A 16,543-nucleotide genomic window follows, 5' to 3' on the forward strand; every position below is an offset into this window, starting at 1 on the left:
CCGAACGAATCCGCCTCCGGGCCGAACCGCACGCCCTGGCATCCGGCCTCCGCCCGGGCAGCGCAGTACGTCTCATGGCGCGGCGCAGACGACACCAGAGCGGTGGGCCCTGCCGGCCGGCAGGGCCCACCGCCTCATGCGGCCGGGGTGTAGTGGACGACCGTGTCCTCGCACGGGTCGTCGGCGTACAGCGCGAGCGCGTCGACCTCGCCCTGGTCCGCGGCAAGGCCCCAGCGCAGCTTCGTGGCGACCCATTCAGAGAGGTGCCGGCAGGTGGCTTCCGGGCCGGCGGCATCCACTCCCTCGGGTCCTGGTCGGCCTTCTGCCGGTTCGAGCGCGCCGCCACCGCCACCAGACTGGTGGCGGCGTCCTGGTCGTTGGCGTGCGCCTCGCGGCGCTTGGCGTCCCAGGCGCTCGCACCAGCTGGCAGGGAGCGTCATCCGAACCGTGCGGTATTCCCCGCTCTGGGCACCTGACGGGCTACGGCGGAGACGTCAGCGGCGGTCGCGGCGCCACTCATAGCGCCACACTGCTTCGAGGTAGCCCTCCTCTTCCAGGGAACCGGGCTGCTGCGGGCCGAGGAAGCGTGCCGCTTCCACGCACCGTTCGTCGTTGTGGAGGGCGAGTCCGTAGACGGCGGCAAGCTGAACCAGACGGTCCGCGTCGTCCAGCGCAGCGGCCATGGCGTCCGCGAAGACGGGATCGTGGTCCTGGCCCACGGCGACCGTGCAGCAGGCGGTCTTCCGTACCACTGCGTCCGGATCGGCTATCAGCCGCAGCAGCGCCGTGCGAGCGTCGCCGGAGAAGGCCGGCGGTGAGGAGGACCAGCTGCTGAGCCCCTGCGCCACCGCACGTCGTACTCCGGCATCGGAATGACCGGCGTGTGGCAGGAGGGCCGCCTCCGCCCGGAGTTCGCCGTGTTCTCCAAGAGCGACCAGCACCTCGGTGAGTACGGCGACGTCCGTCTCCTCGGCCGACCAGTCGATGAAGATGTCCATGGCAGGACCCGCGTACGCGTCCTCGTCGCTGTCGTCGAAGAGATGAGTCAGCCGTAGCACCTCGGCGCCGAACAAACGGTGGGACGGGTCCGGGTGCGTCCGCAGCGCTGCGGCAGCCGCCCAGGTCGCCTGGTCGCGCCGGTCGGCCAGCTGGATGGCGGCCCTCCCCCAGGCGGTGTGGTCCTGGCAGGTGTGGGCCAACGCGCGGTCCATCAGCTTCTCGAACGAGGTGCGGACCCCGAGCAGCTCCTCCAGGTACATGAGGATCGCCCCATGCCCGTCTCGCGCGGTCATACCACCAAGGGTGAACTCGTTGATGCTGTAGTACTCGTCGTCCTGGATCCGGGTACAGGCGACAGCATCTGTGGAACCCGTGCGACATCGCAGCTCGGTTTCGACCCCCGTCTCGTGCCAGTGGCGCGCGAGGTCACGCATAGCAAGCAGCTCGGACTCCGGATGATCTCCCAGGAGCGCCTCGACCAGCGCGGGCGAGCCCGATTCGACCGCCTCGCGCAGCGGTAGCAGCTCGTCCGATGCGCACCGGGAGGGATCTGCGCCGTAGTGGAGCAGCAGTTGGGCGATGTGGCCGCAGTAGGACCGAACCGCCAGGCAGAACGCCTGGTCACGCGCCCTGTCATTGCTGTCGTCCCGGAGCAAGGACCTCACCAGCTCCGTGTCCTTGGCCTGGACCGCAGAAATCAGGAGAGCCTCGCAGTCCTCTGCGCCTTTCATGCCCGTACCCCCACCCGGGTCCGCACCCATGTCCCTGCTCCCCCCGCACGTCCTCGCAGCTCAGCCTAGGTCTGCTCGGAACAGTTCGCCAGGAGGGGTTGCGTACTTGGAGTCCCAGGCCTCGGCGAGCGGAACCATGTGGTCGATGTCGAGCTTGCCGGGATCGGTAACCTCCTGGCCGTCGTAGTACGAGATCCACCGGCCGCCAGTGAGCTTGCAGCCGGCCGCGACCTCCGGAGACTCGACCGCCTCAGAGAGCAGGACCTCGTTGCGCGTGTTGCAGAACTGCTATCGGAATGACTTCAGGCGTCTCCAGCAGATGAGTGAGCAAGCGAGGCTGAGGAAGGCTTCGTGGATGTCGTCGCGTACTTCCCAGCGGATCCGCAGCCGGCGGAACCAGTGCAGGTGGGCGAAGGTCCGCTCGACGACCCAGCGGTCGGTGCCGAGGCCTGATCCGTGAGGGACACCGCGTCGGGCGATGAGGGGTTTCACGCCCAGGGCCCAGGCCAGACGCCGGTACTTGACGTGGTCGTAGCCGCGATCGCCCAGCACCGTCTCGGGCCGGCGGCGGGGCCGGCCGCGCTTGCCCCGGACCGGCGGGACGGCCTGCAGGAGGGCAATGAACTGCGTGACGTCGTTGCGGTTGCCGCCGGTCAAGGTGGCCGCAAGCGGAATGCCGGTGGCGTCGGTGATCAGGTGGTGCTTGCTGCCGTTCCGGCCCCGGTCAACGGGGCTTCGTCCTGTCTTGTAGCCCCTTTTAACGCGCGTATGTGAGAGCCGTCGACCACTGCCCGCGAGAAGTCCAGGGCATCCGCTCCGTGAAGCCTGGCCAGAAGGGTCTCGTGCAGCCGCGGCCACACGCCGGCTTCGGTCCACTCGGCCAGACGCCGCCGGCAGGTCATGCCCGATCCGAAACCCAGTTCCTGCGGGAGGTGTTCCCACGCGATCCCGGTATGCAGGACGAACAGGGTGCCCTGGAACACCAGCCGGTCCGGATGCCGCTTCCGCCCTGGATGACGAGCCCGACGCGCCACCCTCGGCAGGAGCGGCTCGATCACCGCCCAGAGTTCGTCATCGACTTCCCACGGCTTCCGCCGAGCCACCCCACACCCCCAGATCAGCACTCGGAGGGCCATCCAACCAGCCCGAAGATCATTTCGTTAGGGGTTGTAAGCCCGGCACCACCCTCACACCGACGACTACCGCAGCCACATCGCCACCGGACACGCGATCCACCTCCTATGTATCCGTCTTGCCCCCGGCGAGGGATACCTCGCTCCCACGGAGTACCTGCTGCATGACGGCTCCACCGAGAACCAGGAGGCATCCGCCATAGCCTTCTGGCTCGGCCACTGGCAGCGCGGAAAACTGCCGTCACTCATCTGAACCCCCGCTGACGACGCCTGCCCCCGCACCACGACAAGACGTCCATTCCCGGTACGAGCGCACCGCCGGCTCCCGCGCCGTACACCAGACACCAGTGAGCCCATCGCCTGCGCTCACCAGGAAGCACAGGTCCAGCCTGTACGGACATGGCACTGTGCGCTCTTACTGACCCCGCAAAGCGCGCCCCCGAGCATCGGCGTTTCGGCCAACCTCCCCCCAGCTAAGGGCTCTTGTGCGGCAAGGGTCGGTGCACTGCGCACCTTCGGCAGCCCGCTCAATCCTGGGGTGTGCAGCCCGTCCGAAAGACATGTGTTCGAAATCGCGGCGGCGTCGTTGAACATGCCGACCCGCCCGTCACGTCCACGAGAGGAAGCACATTGACGTCACCGGCTCCAGCCCACCGACCTCGCCTTCGCCTACCCCGAGGACTTTTCCGTCCGCGAGTGGTGGCAGCGGACCGCTGGCGACCTCATCAAGGCCGTGCAGCGGATCAAGGGCGTGGGCCCCTACACCGCCGCGGTGATTGCCTCGCATGCTTCCCGGGACCCGTCCGCCTTCGGCATCGACGTATGGAACCGCAAGATCCTCGCCCGCCGGCTCCTCGACGCCGACGACGCTGCGCCGGAAGCCGTCACCCGCCACCTGAACCAGCTCTTCCCCGGCCGCGCCGGAACCGCAGGCCTGTATTTCGTCGAGCACGAGTACCTCAAGGCCCCCGTCGCTCCGCTCCTGGACCCGGATGGCATCGAGGCCTGGAACGAGGCCTTGGAGCGCCCCCGTCCTGGCTCCCCCGCCCTGGTCAATGGCAGCACGCGCGGCGCCACTGCCTCCCCAGCCATGCCCTCACGACCCCAGGACGAGTCCACGAACGGGTGACACGAAGCGTTCGAGTGTCTCCCCGCGCCCGCCGAGCCGCGCTAGAGCACCGACCGCCCCCAAATAGAACTTTGTCACGATCTACCCCGGTTAGGCCTGTTACGGGTCCGTCCGAGGCCGTTGTTAGAGCACCAGTACCCCTCATGCGCCCATCTGGAGGACCCCGTGAATCCTGTGCCCGCCCCCGTAAATCCTCTCGCCGCATTCGAACATCTCCAGCTTGCCGTCCCGCGCTTGGCGCGGCTCCGACGCCGGGTTGACGCCCTTGGCAGCGCAGCACGACCGGATACGAGGTGGGGGGCATGAGCCGCGGCAGTGGTGCAGACGCCATCCGACAGAGCGCGGTCCCCGCCCCGCGCGGGGCGGAACTTCCGCTGCCGCCCGCCAGCGTGCCGGCCGGGCCACGCGACGGTGACATCGCCGACGGCCTGGAGGAGACGTACTGGTCCGTGTACGACGGCGCAGCGTCCAAGGCCACGGTCGGGCAGATCCTCGCGCGGCTTCCGCGGATCGTGCGCCAGATCGGCCAACTGGCCTGGAACACGGACCGGACCGCGACCTTCGCGGTCGTGGTCCTGCAGCTGGCGTCGGCCGCGATGACAGCGTTCGGGCTTATGGCGTCGGTAGCGGTACTGCGGGAGCTGTTCGCTGAAGGGCCCACGCCGGACCGGGTGCGTGCGGCCATCCCCCAGCTGCTGGTCGTGGTCGGCTTCCTGTCCGCCCGGGCGCTCCTGGAGGCGGGCGTCGCTGTCGCGCAGGCCAGGGTGACGCCGAAGATCCGCACGGCGCTGGAGACGGAGTTCCTCACCCTGACCGCCCATGTGCGGCTCGAGGTCGTCGACGACGCGGACTGGCACGATGAGGCCTACCGGGCCAACGACCGCGGACTGTTCTACGCCCGGCAGATCGTCGGCCAGGTCGTCTCCCTGGCCGCCGCACTGCTCGGGCTCGTGGGCACCGCAGGCGTCCTGGGGGTCCTCCACCCGGCCCTGCTGCCTCTGCTTCTGCTGTCGGTGCTGCCGGTCGGCGCGGCGGCCGTTCGTAGCGCCCGGGCTCGCTTCCACAGCTTCAAGCGGTGGAACACCCTGCAGCGCAGGGTGCGGGTCTTCTCCTGGCTGCTGCTGGAGAGGGACGCTGCTGCCGAACTCCGCTCGGACACCGCCCAGGGCGCGCTGCTGGACGAGCACTCCCGGCTGACGACACGGATCGCCGAGGAGGACACCCGCCTGGGCGTGAGCTCGGCCGGGCTGACCCTGGCGGGCCGGGCGGTCGGCGGGATCGGCACCGGTATCACCTACACGGCGCTCGGCGCCATGCTGATCGCGGGCTGGCTGCCCCTGGCCGCCGGCGCGGGCGCGGTCCTCGCCATCCAGGCCGCCCAGTCTTCGTTGACCCGGCTCGTCGACGTCTCCCACTTGGTCTACGAGCACGCCATGTGGGTGGACGACCTTCTGGCTTTCCAGGAACGATGCCGTACCCTCCAGCCGCGCCGCAGCGGGCTGCCCGCCCCCGAGACGGTGAAGACCATCACGCTGGAGGACGTGTCCTTCACCTACCCGGGCAAGGACACTCCGGCGCTCAACGGCATCTCCATGTCCTTGCATGCCGGTCAGACGGTGGCGTTCGTCGGCGTCAACGGCAGCGGCAAGTCCACCTGCGCGCGGCTCCTCGCCGGACTGTACGAACCCCAGGACGGGGGCACGGTCCGCTGGGACGGCGTGGACGTGCTCGACATGGACGCCGAGTCTTTGCAGGCCCGGGTGGGCTGCGTGCTCCAGGACCCGGTCCGGTTCCCGTTCAGCGCGCTGGCCAACCTGACGGTCTCCCGGGGCACCCTCACCGAGGCCGACCCGCAGCGGGCCCTGGATGCCGCGCGGGCCTCCGGCGCCGAGCAGGTCATCGCCGGACTGCCCGACCGATGGGAGGCGCTGCTGTCCAAGCGGTTCCGCGGCGGCCAGGAACTGTCCGCCGGCCAGTGGGCGAAGGTCGCCGTCGCCCGCGGCCTGTACAAGAACGCTCCCGTCCTGCTGCTGGACGAACCGACCGCCAGCATGGACCCCCGGGCCGAGCACGCCGTGTACGAGGCGGTCCTGCGGGACACCCCGCGCCCCGATCAGATCACGGTGCTGATCTCTCACCGCCTGGCCAGCGTCGTCGCCTGCGACCGCATCTTCGTCTTCGACGGCGGCCGCGTCATCGAGAGCGGCACCCACCAGGAGCTGATGGACCTCGGCGGTGAGTACGCCGGCATGTTCACCCTCCAGGCCGACGGCTACCGCGCCGAGGCCGGGGAGGCGGTGTGATGCCCGACCCCGCACAACTCCGTCCCACGCCCGCGCCGGCCGGCGCCTGGCCGGAGAACTTCACCGGCCACCGCCGGGGCACCGACTGCCCGATGTGCGCGAACGACTTCTCCGCCGAGGACATCGGCTGGGGTCTCCTTCTCAGGCGCGGAGAGGTCAGCAACGCCTACCTGTGGCGCAGCGGCCAGGTCCGCGGGTACGCCGTCGTGATCTACACCGGCCGTCACGTCGCGGAGCCCACCGAGCTGGACGAGGGGGAGGCGGCCGCGTTCTGGCGCGACGCCCTCGCCCTGGGCCGGGCGGTGGAGGCGCTCTACGAGCCGTTGAAGATGAACTACCTGCTGCTGGGGAACCAGATCCCGCACGCGCACTGGCACTGCGTTCCCCGCCGCGACGCCGGCACGGACCTGGCTCCAGGAGGACCGCTGCCCTTCGACACGCTCGGTCTCGGGCGGCAGGCCGAGGAGCAGCTGCAGGCCGATGCCCGAGCCTTGCGCCGGCTGCTGGCCGACGCGGACGGCCGGTTGGGGGTGCGGCGATGAGCGGCGCGGAGTCGGACGTGATGGTCGTGGCGGGGATCCTGCCGTTGTTCTACCGGATCGTCCCGACCGCGGTCGTCGAGGGGCCTGCGGAGACGGCGACCCGCAACTACGTGGCCCGGGACAGCGATGGTGACCGGTGGTTCGTGAAGGCCTACCCGGCGGACACGGATCTGGACGCGGAGCGCCAGGTGCTGGAGCTCGGCCAGTTCGCGCGGCTCGGCCGTGTCCCTGTGCCGGTGGTGCGGCAGACCCTGGACGGTGACCTCATCGCGGCCGCCGGTGGGATGGCGGTGTCGGTCGCGGCATTTGTCGAGAACGCGGAGACAGCGGAGGGCGGCCTGTCCGGCGCACGGTGGGCCGCGGTGGGTGAGACGGTCGGACGCCTGCACCGGAGCCTGGCCTGCCACCCGGCCGGGCCTCCGCGCCGCGTGCCCGCGCGTGAGGTGTGCGATGTGAAGCGGGCCCGGCAGCGCCTCGAGCGGCTGCTCTCCCGCTTCGCCAAGAAGCCGCCCGTCTCGGGGTTTCCCGCTTGGGCACAGGAGACCGCCGCGCGGCGGCTCGACGCGCTGCCTGCCGTGGCTGCCATGGTCAAAGAGCTGCCGGCGTCCTTGACCGTGCAGACCGTCCACGGCGATCTGGCCTCGCCCAATCTCCTCCTGCGCGGGCAGCGGGTGGCGGCATTGATCGACTTCCGGCCGCCCGCTCACCGCAGCCCCACCTGGGAGCTCGGGCGGATCCTCCTTGACCCGCGCACGGTCCTGGCAGAGCCGGACTGGCCCGCCCGCCTGGCCGACGCGATCTCCGCCTACCGGGCAGCCAACCCGGCGCTGCCGGCCGACGAGCTCCTTGCCGTGTCCCGGATCGCCGCCGGATACCTGGCCTGCTCGGTGTATCCGCTGTCCGAGGCCGTCGACGCCCCGGCCGCGCTCACCCCGGAACTCAAGGCGTACGGCCGCAACCGGCACGCGGCCATGACTGAGCTGCGCGACCGCCTGACCCAAGTCGAGGAGGTGCTCGATGGCCTCCTCCACTGACCCCTCTCCCTCCCCCAGCGCCCGGCCGTCGCTGTGGCGGCATCGCGACTTCCGCCGCTACCTGACCGGACAGACGGCCAGCGTGACCGGCAGCTCGGTCAGCATCATGGTGATCCCCGTGCTGGCGGTACTCGAACTCGACGCGACCACCGCCGAGGTCGCCTGGTTGACCTTCCTGGGCCAACTTCCGCCCGCCTTGCTGGCCTTGTACGCAGGGGCGCTGGCCGACCGCCACGCCAAGCGGAAGCAGATGATCACCGGTGATCTGATCAGCTCTGCGGCGCTGGCCAGCGTGCCGGTGGCGGCCTTCCTGGACCGGCTGTCCCTGCCCCATCTGATGGTGGTCGCGGCCGTGCAGGGCGGGGCAGGCGTGCTGCATGATGCCGCCGCGATCAGTCTCCTGCCCAGTCTGGTCGACCGGTCCCTGATCCAGCGGAGCAACAGCCGCATCGGCGCTCTCTTCGCCGTCGCTGCCACCGCGGGCAGCAGCCTCGGTGCCGCCCTGACCGCGCTCCTCGGCCCGGCCCGGGCCCTGCTCGGGGACGTGCTGTCCTACCTCGTCAGCGCCTGGTGCACCGCCCGCATCCAGGCATCTGAAAACCCCCGGCCGGCAGTCGAAGGACGCCGGCTGCACACCGAGATCGGTGAGGGTCTGCGCTACGTCCACGGCGACCACCGGCTGCGCACCCTGACCCTCGTCAACGCCACGACGTCGTTCGCGTTGGCGCTCATGAACACTTTGTGGGCGCTGTACCTGCTCCGGTCCCTCGCGATGAGCGCGACCGTCTTCGGCGTGGTCCTGGGCTTCGGGGCGCTCGGCGCGGCGGTCGGCGCGCTGGCCGCCCCGTCGCTCGCAGCCCGGTACGGGCCCGGCCCGATGATGCTCGCCGCGCTCGCGCTCACCCCGGTCACACAGATCCCGCTGCTGCTCGCCTCTCCGGGCCTGGTCTGGCAGTTCGCCATCGGCACCGCTTTGTTCCTCCAGTTGGCGTGTGCCGCGGCCGCGGGGACAACCCAACGCTCCATCCGCCAAGTCGTCACCGCCGGTGCCATGCAGGCCCGCATGCAGGCCGTGAGCACATGGCTCACCTCCGGGGCGCGGCCGGTGGCCGCGCTCCTCGCCGGCGGACTCGGCAGTTGGATCGGCGTGCGCGCCACCCTGATCGTCGGCTCCTGCCTCCTGCTGGTCCCCCTCGTGGTCCTCTACCGCTCCCCGCTGCGCACCCTGCGGGAGATGCCTGGTTCGCCCGCCGTAACCCCTCCTGCCACGGCCGCCCTCGCACAACCCGCGCCATCACCGCGTGGGCCGGCTGTGCCCCGACCCGCGGCGCCGGGCGATGTGCGGCACGACCGCTCACCGGGAGGAAGCCCGTGAGCATGAGCGACCCGAACCCGTCCCGTACGCCGCGATGTATGCCGCTGCCCCTGCACCACCCACGCGCCCTGCCCTGTACTTCCCGAGGTGATCACGTGCCGCCTTCCCGCTCCCACATCCGCACGACCGTCGAGACCTATCTCGCCCGGCATGCCGAGGAACGCCAGGCGATGGACGGGCTGCTGGCTTTCCTCGACGGCGCCGACGAGCCGTCCAGCTACGCCACGCTGCCCGCGCACGTCACCTGCAGCGCGGTGGTCATCGACCGCGATCGTCGCGTGCTGCACATCCGCCACCGGGCGACCGGGCTGCTTCTCACCCCCGGCGGCCATGTGGAGGCGGGCGACCGTACGCTCCTCGTCGCGGCCGTGCGCGAGGTGTGCGAAGAGGCGGGGCTGCGCCCCGGCGACCTGTGCCTGACCCCGCAGTTCCTCGGAGCGCCGATCGACGTGGACCTCCACGACATCGACGCCAATCCGGCCAAGGCCGAGCCCGCCCACCAGCACGTCGATTTCCGCTTCGTCTTCTACCTCGCGTCCGCGCAGCCACCGGCGCTGGCACTGCAGGATGAGGAAGTCGCCGACGCGCAGTGGCTCCCGTTCGCCGATGTGCGCTCCCCTACGCTGCGGGCCAAGCTCCTGTCCGCCGAGGCGGAGGGCCTCGACGGACAGCCGGAGCCCCTCAACGCCAGCGCCTTGATCTACGACAAGGCCGGCCGGTACCTGCTCCATCTGCGCGATGACCGGGACGGCATCTGGGAGCCGTGGACGCTCGCCCTCCTCGGTGGGGGACGTGAACCAGGCGATTCCTGTCTTGAAGCGACGCTGCGCCGGGAACTGGCCGAAGAAGCGCCCGGCCTGGAGCCGGCCAGTCTGACGCCGTACGCCGTGGAGGAGGCCACCAGCGTCGACGGCCTGGCGGTGCCCATCGAGGTCTACGCGGGCTGCTGGGACGGGGACCCGGGCGCGGTGGACCTCCGTGAAGGTGTCCTGCTGAAGTGGTTCACCGTCGACACCCTCGACCGGCTCCGGCTCAACCCCGGACTCGGCGACCTGATCCGCCGCCACGCGGCCGAGCACCCCGCCGTGGAAGAACCCCCGGCCGCGGTTCGTCCGCTGCCGGGCGAGGCCCCGGCCGGGACCGTGCTGCACGTCGTCGGCGTCCACCTCTACCTGGAGCACGGGGGCAGGGTCCTGCTGGGACTGCGGCATCCGGACTCTGCGTACGCGGGCGGAACATGGCACGCCCTGGCCGGGCACCTGAAGGCGGAGGCGGCGACCGCCGGTCTTGCCCGCGAGGCGTTCGAGGAGGCCGGGCTGGTCATCGATCCGGCCGACCTCGAGCTCGTCCACACCGTGCACACGGTGGATCCCGGAGCCCGGCCGAGAATCCAGCTCTTCTTCCGCCCCCGCCACTGGGAGGGCACCCCCGAGAACCGCGAACCCGACCGGTGTCTCGCCTGGGAGTGGTGGGACGCGAAGGACCTGCCGGAGCCGATCGTCCCCTACACCCGTGCCGCGATCGAGGGCATCCGGGCCGGCCGCTCCTACAGCGAGCTGGGATGGTCCCGGTGAGCGGCTTCACGGCGGTCGGCGCCGCCTACGATTCGCGCGGCCCGAGGGGGCGCCTGCTGCAGGCGTCTCGAGCCCGCCGCCTGGCCGCCGCGCCCGTTACGCCGGCGTCCTGCCGTCCACCGCGCCAGGAAGAGAACCGTCATGTCTGCTGACCTGTCCACCACGCCATGTGCCCGCCGCGCCGCGATGGTGGAGCGTCTGGAGGCCGACGGCGTGCTGACCGATGTCCGGCTGCGCGAGGCGCTGCTGTCGGTGCCGCGGGAGGTGCTGCTTCCCCATGCGTACGTACGGGTGAGCGATCCGGGCGTCGAGCCGATCGAGTGGCGCCTGCTCGACGGCACGCACCCGGACGACCGGGCCGAGTGGCTCGACCTGATCCACAGCGGTGAGTCGGTCCTGCTGCAGCGCGACGGGGAGCCGCTCGACACGCTTACGCGCGGGCCGGTGTCCGGCGGGAACATGACGTCGATGTCGACCTACGGCCAGGCCACCGTCGAAGCTCTCCAGACGCTGCAACTAGCGCCTGGGCAGCGGTACCTGGAGCTCGGCCCGGGCCCGGGAGTCTCCCTCGCGCTCGCCGCCGCCGTCACCGGCCCCCGCCTCGCCGTCGGCGTCGAACGGGACGGCCGCATGGCCGCCTTCGCCCAGCACAACCTTGCCCGGATCGGTCTGGGCGCGAGGGTCGTGGAGGGTGATGCTCTCGACGGGCACCCGGCGGGAGGTGCGTTCGACCGGATCCACTCCGGCATCGGCGTGCCCTGCGTCCCGCCGGCGTGGGTGGAGCAGCTCGCGCCCGGCGGGCGGTTGCTGACGACGCTCACCACCCGCACGCCGAGCTGGCCCGGACAGCTCCTGGCCACCCGGACCGGGGCCGGCGAGATCGAGGCAGTACTGCGAGGGCGGCCGCGCGGCTACCGGCCCATGCTCGGCTACCGGTGGCTCAACGCCGTGACGATGCGGCCCCGGATCAAGGCCAACCCCGGCGTACCGCGCCCGACCCGGCTCGCGCCTCCGCCGGACGACGCGTACGGCTTCTGGCTCGCGGCCGCCTACCTGGCGCCCGGGCTCGTCCGCGACTTCCAGGCCGAGACGATGACGATCGCCGCCCCCGACGAAGATTCCTGGGCGGTCGCCGGGCCCGGCGAGGCGACCGTCCGCGTCCACGGGTCCCGGGACGTGTGGGCCGAGCTCGAGGACGTGCACGCCCGCTGGGTCCTGGCCGGACGGCCCGATGCGTACCGGGTGAGCGTGCCGGAGGGCGGCGGGCCACAGCACGTCGCCTCCGGCACCGGCCTGCGCGCCCTGACGTGGGCCCTGCCCCCGTTCGTGCCGGTGCCCCACCAACCCTCCGCCCCCTGCCCGTCCGAGCACCCCACGGAGAAAGCCCTGTGAGCCTGTTCCACGCCACGGCGGACGCCTACGGCCGGCATCGCCCCGGCCTCCCCGACGAGGTCGTCCACCTGCTCGCCGGCCCCCTGCGTGGCACCCGCCACCCGGCTCTGCTCGATCTGGGCACCGGGACCGGCCAGGTGCCGGCCGCCCTGCTGCCCGTCCTGCCGCAGCTCGCCCGCCTGGACCTGGTGGACGCCGACCGGGACATGCTCCACCAGGCCGATTTCGCCCTCCGCCCTCTTCTCGCGGGCCGTTCCGCCGCCTTTCATCCCGTCCGGGCCGAGGAGTTCACGCCGCCCGCAGAGGGATACCGGGCCGATCTGGTCACCTGCGCGCGAGCCTTCCACTGGATGGACCGCCCGGCCGTCCTGGCCATGGCCGACCGTGTCACCTCCCCCGGCGCCACCCTGGCGATCATGGGCGACGGCAGCCTCTGGACCCACACGGCGTCATGGACGGTCGCGCTGCGAGAGCTGATCCAGTCCTACCTCGGCGCCGAACGTCGCGCCGGAACCACCGGGGCCTACACGGTGCCGGGCCGCCGGTACCAAGACGACCTGGCCGAGTCCCCCTTCAGCGATGTCGAGGAGCACCACTTCCCGCTCCGCCGCGTGTGGACCCCGGAGACGGTGGTCGGCTACCTGCACAGCACCAGCTTCGCCCGCCCCGACCTCTTCGGCGATGGGTATCCCCGGTTCGAGACCGAGGTCCGGGCCCTGCTGGAACAGCACGCGGCACAGGAGGACGGGCTCGTCGAGGACACGGTGTTCGACGTCCTGCTCGCCCGCCGGCCGGGAGGTGCCCGGTGAGCGGCGGCGAGCGGCACACGGTGCCGGTGGACGTGGACTTGATCACCGTCCGCGAGGGGAAGAAGGGGCCGGAGGTGCTGCTGTCGCGGCGGGCCGGCACCGTCTACGCTGCGGGGCACTGGCACTTCCCCTCCGGTCATGTCGTCGGTCCCTTCGAGGACGTCGTCACCGCGCTCGTGCGCGAGGCGTCCGAGGAGAAGGGCCTGGTGGTGGGGCCGGACGACGTACGGGCCGCGGTCACCGTCCACCACCGGGCACCGGCCGGGAGCGCGCGGGTCGGGTTCTTCTTCGAGGTCTGCCGCTGGTCCGGGACGCCGGACGTCAAGGAGCCCAAGGTGTGCGACGCCATGGACTGGTTCGCGTTCGACGCTCTGCCGGAGCCGATGGTCGCCTACTGCCGCGCGGGGCTGGAGGCCTATCGGGCCGGTGTTCCCGTGGCGGTGCACTTCCAGGAGCCGGGCGACATGATCGGGCACGACCCGACTGTTGACCGGCTGCGCCTCGTGCCCGGGAGTTCGGCTTCGCGCGCGATTCGGCCCTCATGCGGATGACCAAGCTCCCGCAGGCCCGGGACGGGGGCGGGCGATGACCGAGGAGAGGCTCGATCCCGAGGAGTACGCGGCGGCGCTGCCGAAGGCCGTCGTGTCCGCCGGTGTGTTCTTCACCGACGAGCACGACCAGCCCGTGCAGCTCCACAGCGTCTACAGTCCCGAGCACCCCTGGCAGTGGCCCGGTGGAACGGCGGAGGCGGGCGAGCGGCCGTGGGAGACCGCTGTTCGCGAGACCGCCGAGGAGACCGGACTGGTGATGTCCGGGCCGCCGCGGCTGCTGGCGGCGGTGTTCGGTCTGCCCGGGCCCGGGTTTCTGTCGTCGACCGTCACTTTCGTGTTCGACGGCGGGCGGCTCACCGGCGAGCAGTTCGCGGGCATCGTCCTCGCTCCCGAGGAGCACGACGAGGTACGGGCGATGCCGCTGGAGCAGTGGCGGGCGCTGATGCCGATAGGGGACTTCGACCGGCTGACGGCCGTCATGGAGGCCCGTCGGAGCGGGGTGGCGGCCTACGTCGGCGCCTGGGACTGGGGCACCGGACCGGACGGCCCTGTCACGCACGCCGAGGAGGCGACACAGTGAGCACGGCAGCACCAGCACCGGGCCAGGACGGCCGCTCCCTGCCCGCCGAGTACTGGGAGCCGCTCTGGGCCGGTGGCCACCGCTACCGGCCGGTGTGCGCGGCCGAGAAACAACTGATGGCCGAGCACCTCGCCCCCCGGCAAGGGTCGCCCCGCCCTCGACATCGGCAGCGGCGACGGCTCCCTGGCCCGCCACCTCCACCACGAGCTCGGGTACCAGACGACTGGTATCGATTGTTCCCCCAGCGCAGTCGAGCTCGCCGCCGCTCACGACATCAACCCCGGAGTCATCCCGGGGCCGGCCTGGCAGTGCGTGGACATCACCACCGACGACGTCACCGTCCTTGCATATCCCGCCTATGCCCTCATCACCTGCCGCCTGGTCTACCGGTGGATCGACGACAAGGCGGCCTTCCTCGATCGGATCCGGCGCATCCTCGCGCCCGGCGGAGTCCTCTGGGTCGTCACCGAGATCGCCGGCCGCCGCACGGCCACCAACCCGGCCCTCCAAAAGCTTGGGATCTCACCTCTGGACATCGAACTGCTGACGACCGGCTGGTCCTGCGTACGGACCGCCGATCTCGACGTCCTGCGCTGCTACGCCCTGTGGCCCTGACCCCCGTGACCAGAAGGAAGCATCTGGTGCCAGACATCGAAAACCGCACCCGAGAGGTCTGTGCCCTCTACGGCCGCGCCTGCTCGGAGCCCGGGGCGTTCCGGCAGGAGGTGACACCGTGGATGCGCTGGTGAACGATCCCCGCTTCGCCGCCATGACGTTCTTGGTGGTCGATTTCGAAGGCCTCACCCCGGCGGGACGGCCTGCCGAGCCGATCGAGGTCGCGGCGCTGGCGCTGCGCCCCGTAGGCGACCGGTTGGTGGAGGTGGGCCGGTTCGAGGAGCTGATGCGGCCGCCCGCCGACGTTCCGGTGACCGCGCGGGACGTCCAGCTCAAGGGCATCACCCAGCAGATGCTCTCCACAGTACGTCCGGCCGCCGAAGTACTGGCGCGGCTCGACGCCCGCCTGACCGCGCCGCCGTACCGGCTGGTCGCCCACCACGCGTCCACGGAGGCCGGGATCATCTCCCGTCAGGCAGCGCACGGTCCCGTGCTCGCCGCCACCCCCCTGCTGGACACGCTGCGCCTGGCCAAGACCGTAGTGCCCTCTCTCGGCTCCTACGGGCTGGACCACCTGCTCGCCTTCTACGGGATCCCCCAGCCTGCCGGCCGGCACCGGGCGATGCCGGACGTCGAGGTCACCGCCCAGGTGCTGGCCCGACTGCTGGAGGAAGAGTGTGCCGGTGGCCGGTGGCGCACGCTCCTCGAACTGGACGCGGCCGCCGGACTGCAGCCCAAACGGCCACCCGCGGACACGGAAGCAGAGCAGAGTGCTCTGTTCTGACCCGGCGTCCTGCTGGAGAGAACGAGGGCGGTTGGCGTCCCGGGACCGATGTCCGCGGGTCCGGGCCGTGACAGGCGCCTGCTCACGCCCGTTGAGCAGAACGACGCGAAACGAGGGAACGGACCATGACCGCACCGGTGTTCACCGCCCCGGAAGCAGCCGAGGACGTCACGAGGATGCGCGGCGCGTTCGCGGTCGCGGCCCACGCCTTCCACATCACGCCGTCGGGCCCGGAGGTGTGGGGGTGGCAGGGCCGCACGTTCGGGCGCCGCGCTGGCACGAGCTGGCTGCGTGTCGTCTCCACTCCGTCGGAAAAGGCCGGCGGACGGCTGTGGGAGGGCACCGCCCTGGCAGACGCCGCAGTACCCCGGACGATCCCGCGTCCCCGGCTGCGGAACCTCATGGACTGGACGCACGGCTCGTACGCGTACCGGGCCGAGCTCACCGAGTTCATCACCACACCGACCGTCGTCACCGGCAGCCCCGTGCTCGACCACGACCCCAACCTGCCGGACACCTGGTGGCGAGACCTGCACGGCGCATCGCGTGCGCTCGCCGCAGTGCCGACCGACCGTGAGGCCGTACGGCAGTCGTGGATCGACCGCAACTTCCGCGCCTTCCTGGGCATCGACCCGCCCTGGATCCACGAGCACACCACCGGACACGCAGACCTGCACTGGGCCAACCTCACCGCCCCGACCTTGATCATCCTTGACTGGGAGGGCTGGGGCCGCATGCCGGTCGGCTACGACCCCGGCCTTTTGCACGCCTACTCCCTGCCGGTGCCGGCCGTCGCCGCGCGCGTGCGGCACGAGTTCGCGGACGTCCTCGACACACCCGCCGGCCGGACCGGTGAACTCGTCGCACTCGGCCAGCTCCTCCAAGCCTGCTCCCGGGGCGTCCACCCCCACCTCGCCCCGCTCATCGCCCGCCAAGCCGAACACCTCATCGGCGCCCCCATCCCCTCGCCCTGACCACCCCGACTCCCCACC

At 71.3% G+C, this 16,543-nt stretch carries 15 protein-coding genes and 2 pseudogenes; 13 read left to right on the forward strand and 4 right to left on the reverse strand.

All coding sequences use genetic code 11. The annotated features are described in order from the left end of the window. Nucleotides 1–134 precede the first annotated feature (134 nt). The 4 genes and pseudogenes from IE180_RS36775 to IE180_RS27180 all read right to left on the reverse strand — a co-directional run. Nucleotides 135–424, reverse strand: a pseudogene (locus IE180_RS36775) (HNH endonuclease); the annotation flags it as partial. A gap of 70 nt (nt 425–494) precedes the next feature. Continuing rightward, nucleotides 495–1,730, reverse strand: coding sequence for a hypothetical protein (locus tag IE180_RS27175; protein ID WP_190159607.1), 1,236 nt, complete (start codon nt 1,728–1,730; stop codon nt 495–497). A gap of 108 nt (nt 1,731–1,838) precedes the next feature. Continuing rightward, nucleotides 1,839–2,012: pseudogene (locus tag IE180_RS36780) on the reverse strand (HNH endonuclease); the annotation flags it as partial. A gap of 6 nt (nt 2,013–2,018) precedes the next feature. Beyond that, a protein-coding gene (locus IE180_RS27180; RefSeq protein ID WP_190159608.1) for an IS5 family transposase occupies nt 2,019–2,866 on the reverse strand; the annotation gives its coding sequence in 2 pieces (ribosomal slippage) (nt 2,019–2,489 and nt 2,492–2,866; 846 coding nt in all). A gap of 730 nt (nt 2,867–3,596) precedes the next feature. Between IE180_RS27180 and IE180_RS27185 the strand changes: the two genes are divergently transcribed. The 13 genes from IE180_RS27185 to IE180_RS27245 all read left to right on the forward strand — a co-directional run bounded on the left by IE180_RS27185 (nt 3,597) and on the right by IE180_RS27245 (nt 16,525). Beyond that, nucleotides 3,597–3,992, forward strand: coding sequence for an HhH-GDP family DNA glycosylase (locus tag IE180_RS27185; RefSeq protein ID WP_190159609.1), 396 nt, complete (start codon nt 3,597–3,599; stop codon nt 3,990–3,992). Between the two features lie 302 nt (nt 3,993–4,294). Further along, on the forward strand, nt 4,295–6,295 hold the full coding sequence (locus tag IE180_RS27190; protein ID WP_190159610.1) for an ABC transporter ATP-binding protein: 2,001 nt from the start codon (nt 4,295–4,297) through the stop codon (nt 6,293–6,295). After that, on the forward strand, nt 6,295–6,837 hold the full coding sequence (locus tag IE180_RS27195; RefSeq protein ID WP_229860933.1) for an HIT family protein: 543 nt from the start codon (nt 6,295–6,297) through the stop codon (nt 6,835–6,837). The genes IE180_RS27190 and IE180_RS27195 overlap by 1 nt, the downstream gene beginning before the upstream one ends. Continuing rightward, nucleotides 6,834–7,871: a phosphotransferase enzyme family protein gene (locus IE180_RS27200; protein WP_190159611.1), complete on the forward strand. Its 1,038-nt coding sequence runs from the start codon at nt 6,834–6,836 to the stop codon at nt 7,869–7,871. The genes IE180_RS27195 and IE180_RS27200 overlap by 4 nt, the downstream gene beginning before the upstream one ends. Further along, nucleotides 7,855–9,246, forward strand: coding sequence for an MFS transporter (locus IE180_RS27205; protein WP_190159612.1), 1,392 nt, complete (start codon nt 7,855–7,857; stop codon nt 9,244–9,246). The genes IE180_RS27200 and IE180_RS27205 overlap by 17 nt, the downstream gene beginning before the upstream one ends. A gap of 95 nt (nt 9,247–9,341) precedes the next feature. Further along, the gene (locus IE180_RS27210; RefSeq protein ID WP_190159613.1) at nt 9,342–10,820 is read left to right on the forward strand and encodes an NUDIX domain-containing protein; all 1,479 of its coding nucleotides are present in this window, start codon (nt 9,342–9,344) and stop codon (nt 10,818–10,820) included. Between the two features lie 141 nt (nt 10,821–10,961). Beyond that, the gene (locus tag IE180_RS27215) at nt 10,962–12,212 is read left to right on the forward strand and encodes a protein-L-isoaspartate O-methyltransferase family protein (protein ID WP_229860936.1); all 1,251 of its coding nucleotides are present in this window, start codon (nt 10,962–10,964) and stop codon (nt 12,210–12,212) included. Continuing rightward, nucleotides 12,209–13,021, forward strand: coding sequence for a class I SAM-dependent methyltransferase (locus tag IE180_RS27220; RefSeq protein WP_229860938.1), 813 nt, complete (start codon nt 12,209–12,211; stop codon nt 13,019–13,021). Before IE180_RS27215 ends, IE180_RS27220 begins: the two co-directional genes overlap by 4 nt. Next, nucleotides 13,018–13,572, forward strand: a complete 555-nt coding sequence (locus IE180_RS27225) for an NUDIX hydrolase (RefSeq protein WP_190159614.1) — start codon at nt 13,018–13,020, stop codon at nt 13,570–13,572. The genes IE180_RS27220 and IE180_RS27225 overlap by 4 nt, the downstream gene beginning before the upstream one ends. Nucleotides 13,573–13,606: 34 nt before the next feature. Beyond that, nucleotides 13,607–14,152: an NUDIX domain-containing protein gene (locus IE180_RS27230; protein ID WP_190159615.1), complete on the forward strand. Its 546-nt coding sequence runs from the start codon at nt 13,607–13,609 to the stop codon at nt 14,150–14,152. A gap of 183 nt (nt 14,153–14,335) precedes the next feature. Then, complete coding sequence (locus IE180_RS27235; protein WP_229860970.1) at nt 14,336–14,767, forward strand: class I SAM-dependent methyltransferase; 432 nt, start codon at nt 14,336–14,338, stop codon at nt 14,765–14,767. Between the two features lie 118 nt (nt 14,768–14,885). Next, nucleotides 14,886–15,551: a 3'-5' exonuclease gene (locus IE180_RS27240; protein WP_229860940.1), complete on the forward strand. Its 666-nt coding sequence runs from the start codon at nt 14,886–14,888 to the stop codon at nt 15,549–15,551. A 125-nt stretch (nt 15,552–15,676) separates the two neighbouring features. Then, on the forward strand, nt 15,677–16,525 hold the full coding sequence (locus IE180_RS27245; protein WP_229860942.1) for a hypothetical protein: 849 nt from the start codon (nt 15,677–15,679) through the stop codon (nt 16,523–16,525). The last annotated feature ends 18 nt before the right edge of the window (nt 16,526–16,543 follow it).

The sequence above is a fragment of the Streptomyces litmocidini genome, from assembly GCF_014649755.1.
Lineage (GTDB): Bacteria > Actinomycetota > Actinomycetes > Streptomycetales > Streptomycetaceae > Streptomyces > Streptomyces litmocidini.

Excerpts from the sequence above, each read along its gene's own strand:
- IE180_RS27175 (WP_190159607.1), bottom strand. The coding sequence starts at position 1,730 with ATGAAAGGCGCAGAGGACTGCGAGGCTCTCCTGATTTCTGCGGTCCAG.
- IE180_RS27190 (WP_190159610.1), top strand. The coding sequence starts at position 4,295 with ATGAGCCGCGGCAGTGGTGCAGACGCCATCCGACAGAGCGCGGTCCCC.
- IE180_RS27195 (WP_229860933.1), top strand. The coding sequence starts at position 6,295 with ATGCCCGACCCCGCACAACTCCGTCCCACGCCCGCGCCGGCCGGCGCC.
- IE180_RS27200 (WP_190159611.1), top strand. The coding sequence starts at position 6,834 with ATGAGCGGCGCGGAGTCGGACGTGATGGTCGTGGCGGGGATCCTGCCG.
- IE180_RS27205 (WP_190159612.1), top strand. The coding sequence starts at position 7,855 with ATGGCCTCCTCCACTGACCCCTCTCCCTCCCCCAGCGCCCGGCCGTCG.
- IE180_RS27215 (WP_229860936.1), top strand. The coding sequence starts at position 10,962 with ATGTCTGCTGACCTGTCCACCACGCCATGTGCCCGCCGCGCCGCGATG.
- IE180_RS27230 (WP_190159615.1), top strand. The coding sequence starts at position 13,607 with ATGACCGAGGAGAGGCTCGATCCCGAGGAGTACGCGGCGGCGCTGCCG.
- IE180_RS27245 (WP_229860942.1), top strand. The coding sequence starts at position 15,677 with ATGACCGCACCGGTGTTCACCGCCCCGGAAGCAGCCGAGGACGTCACG.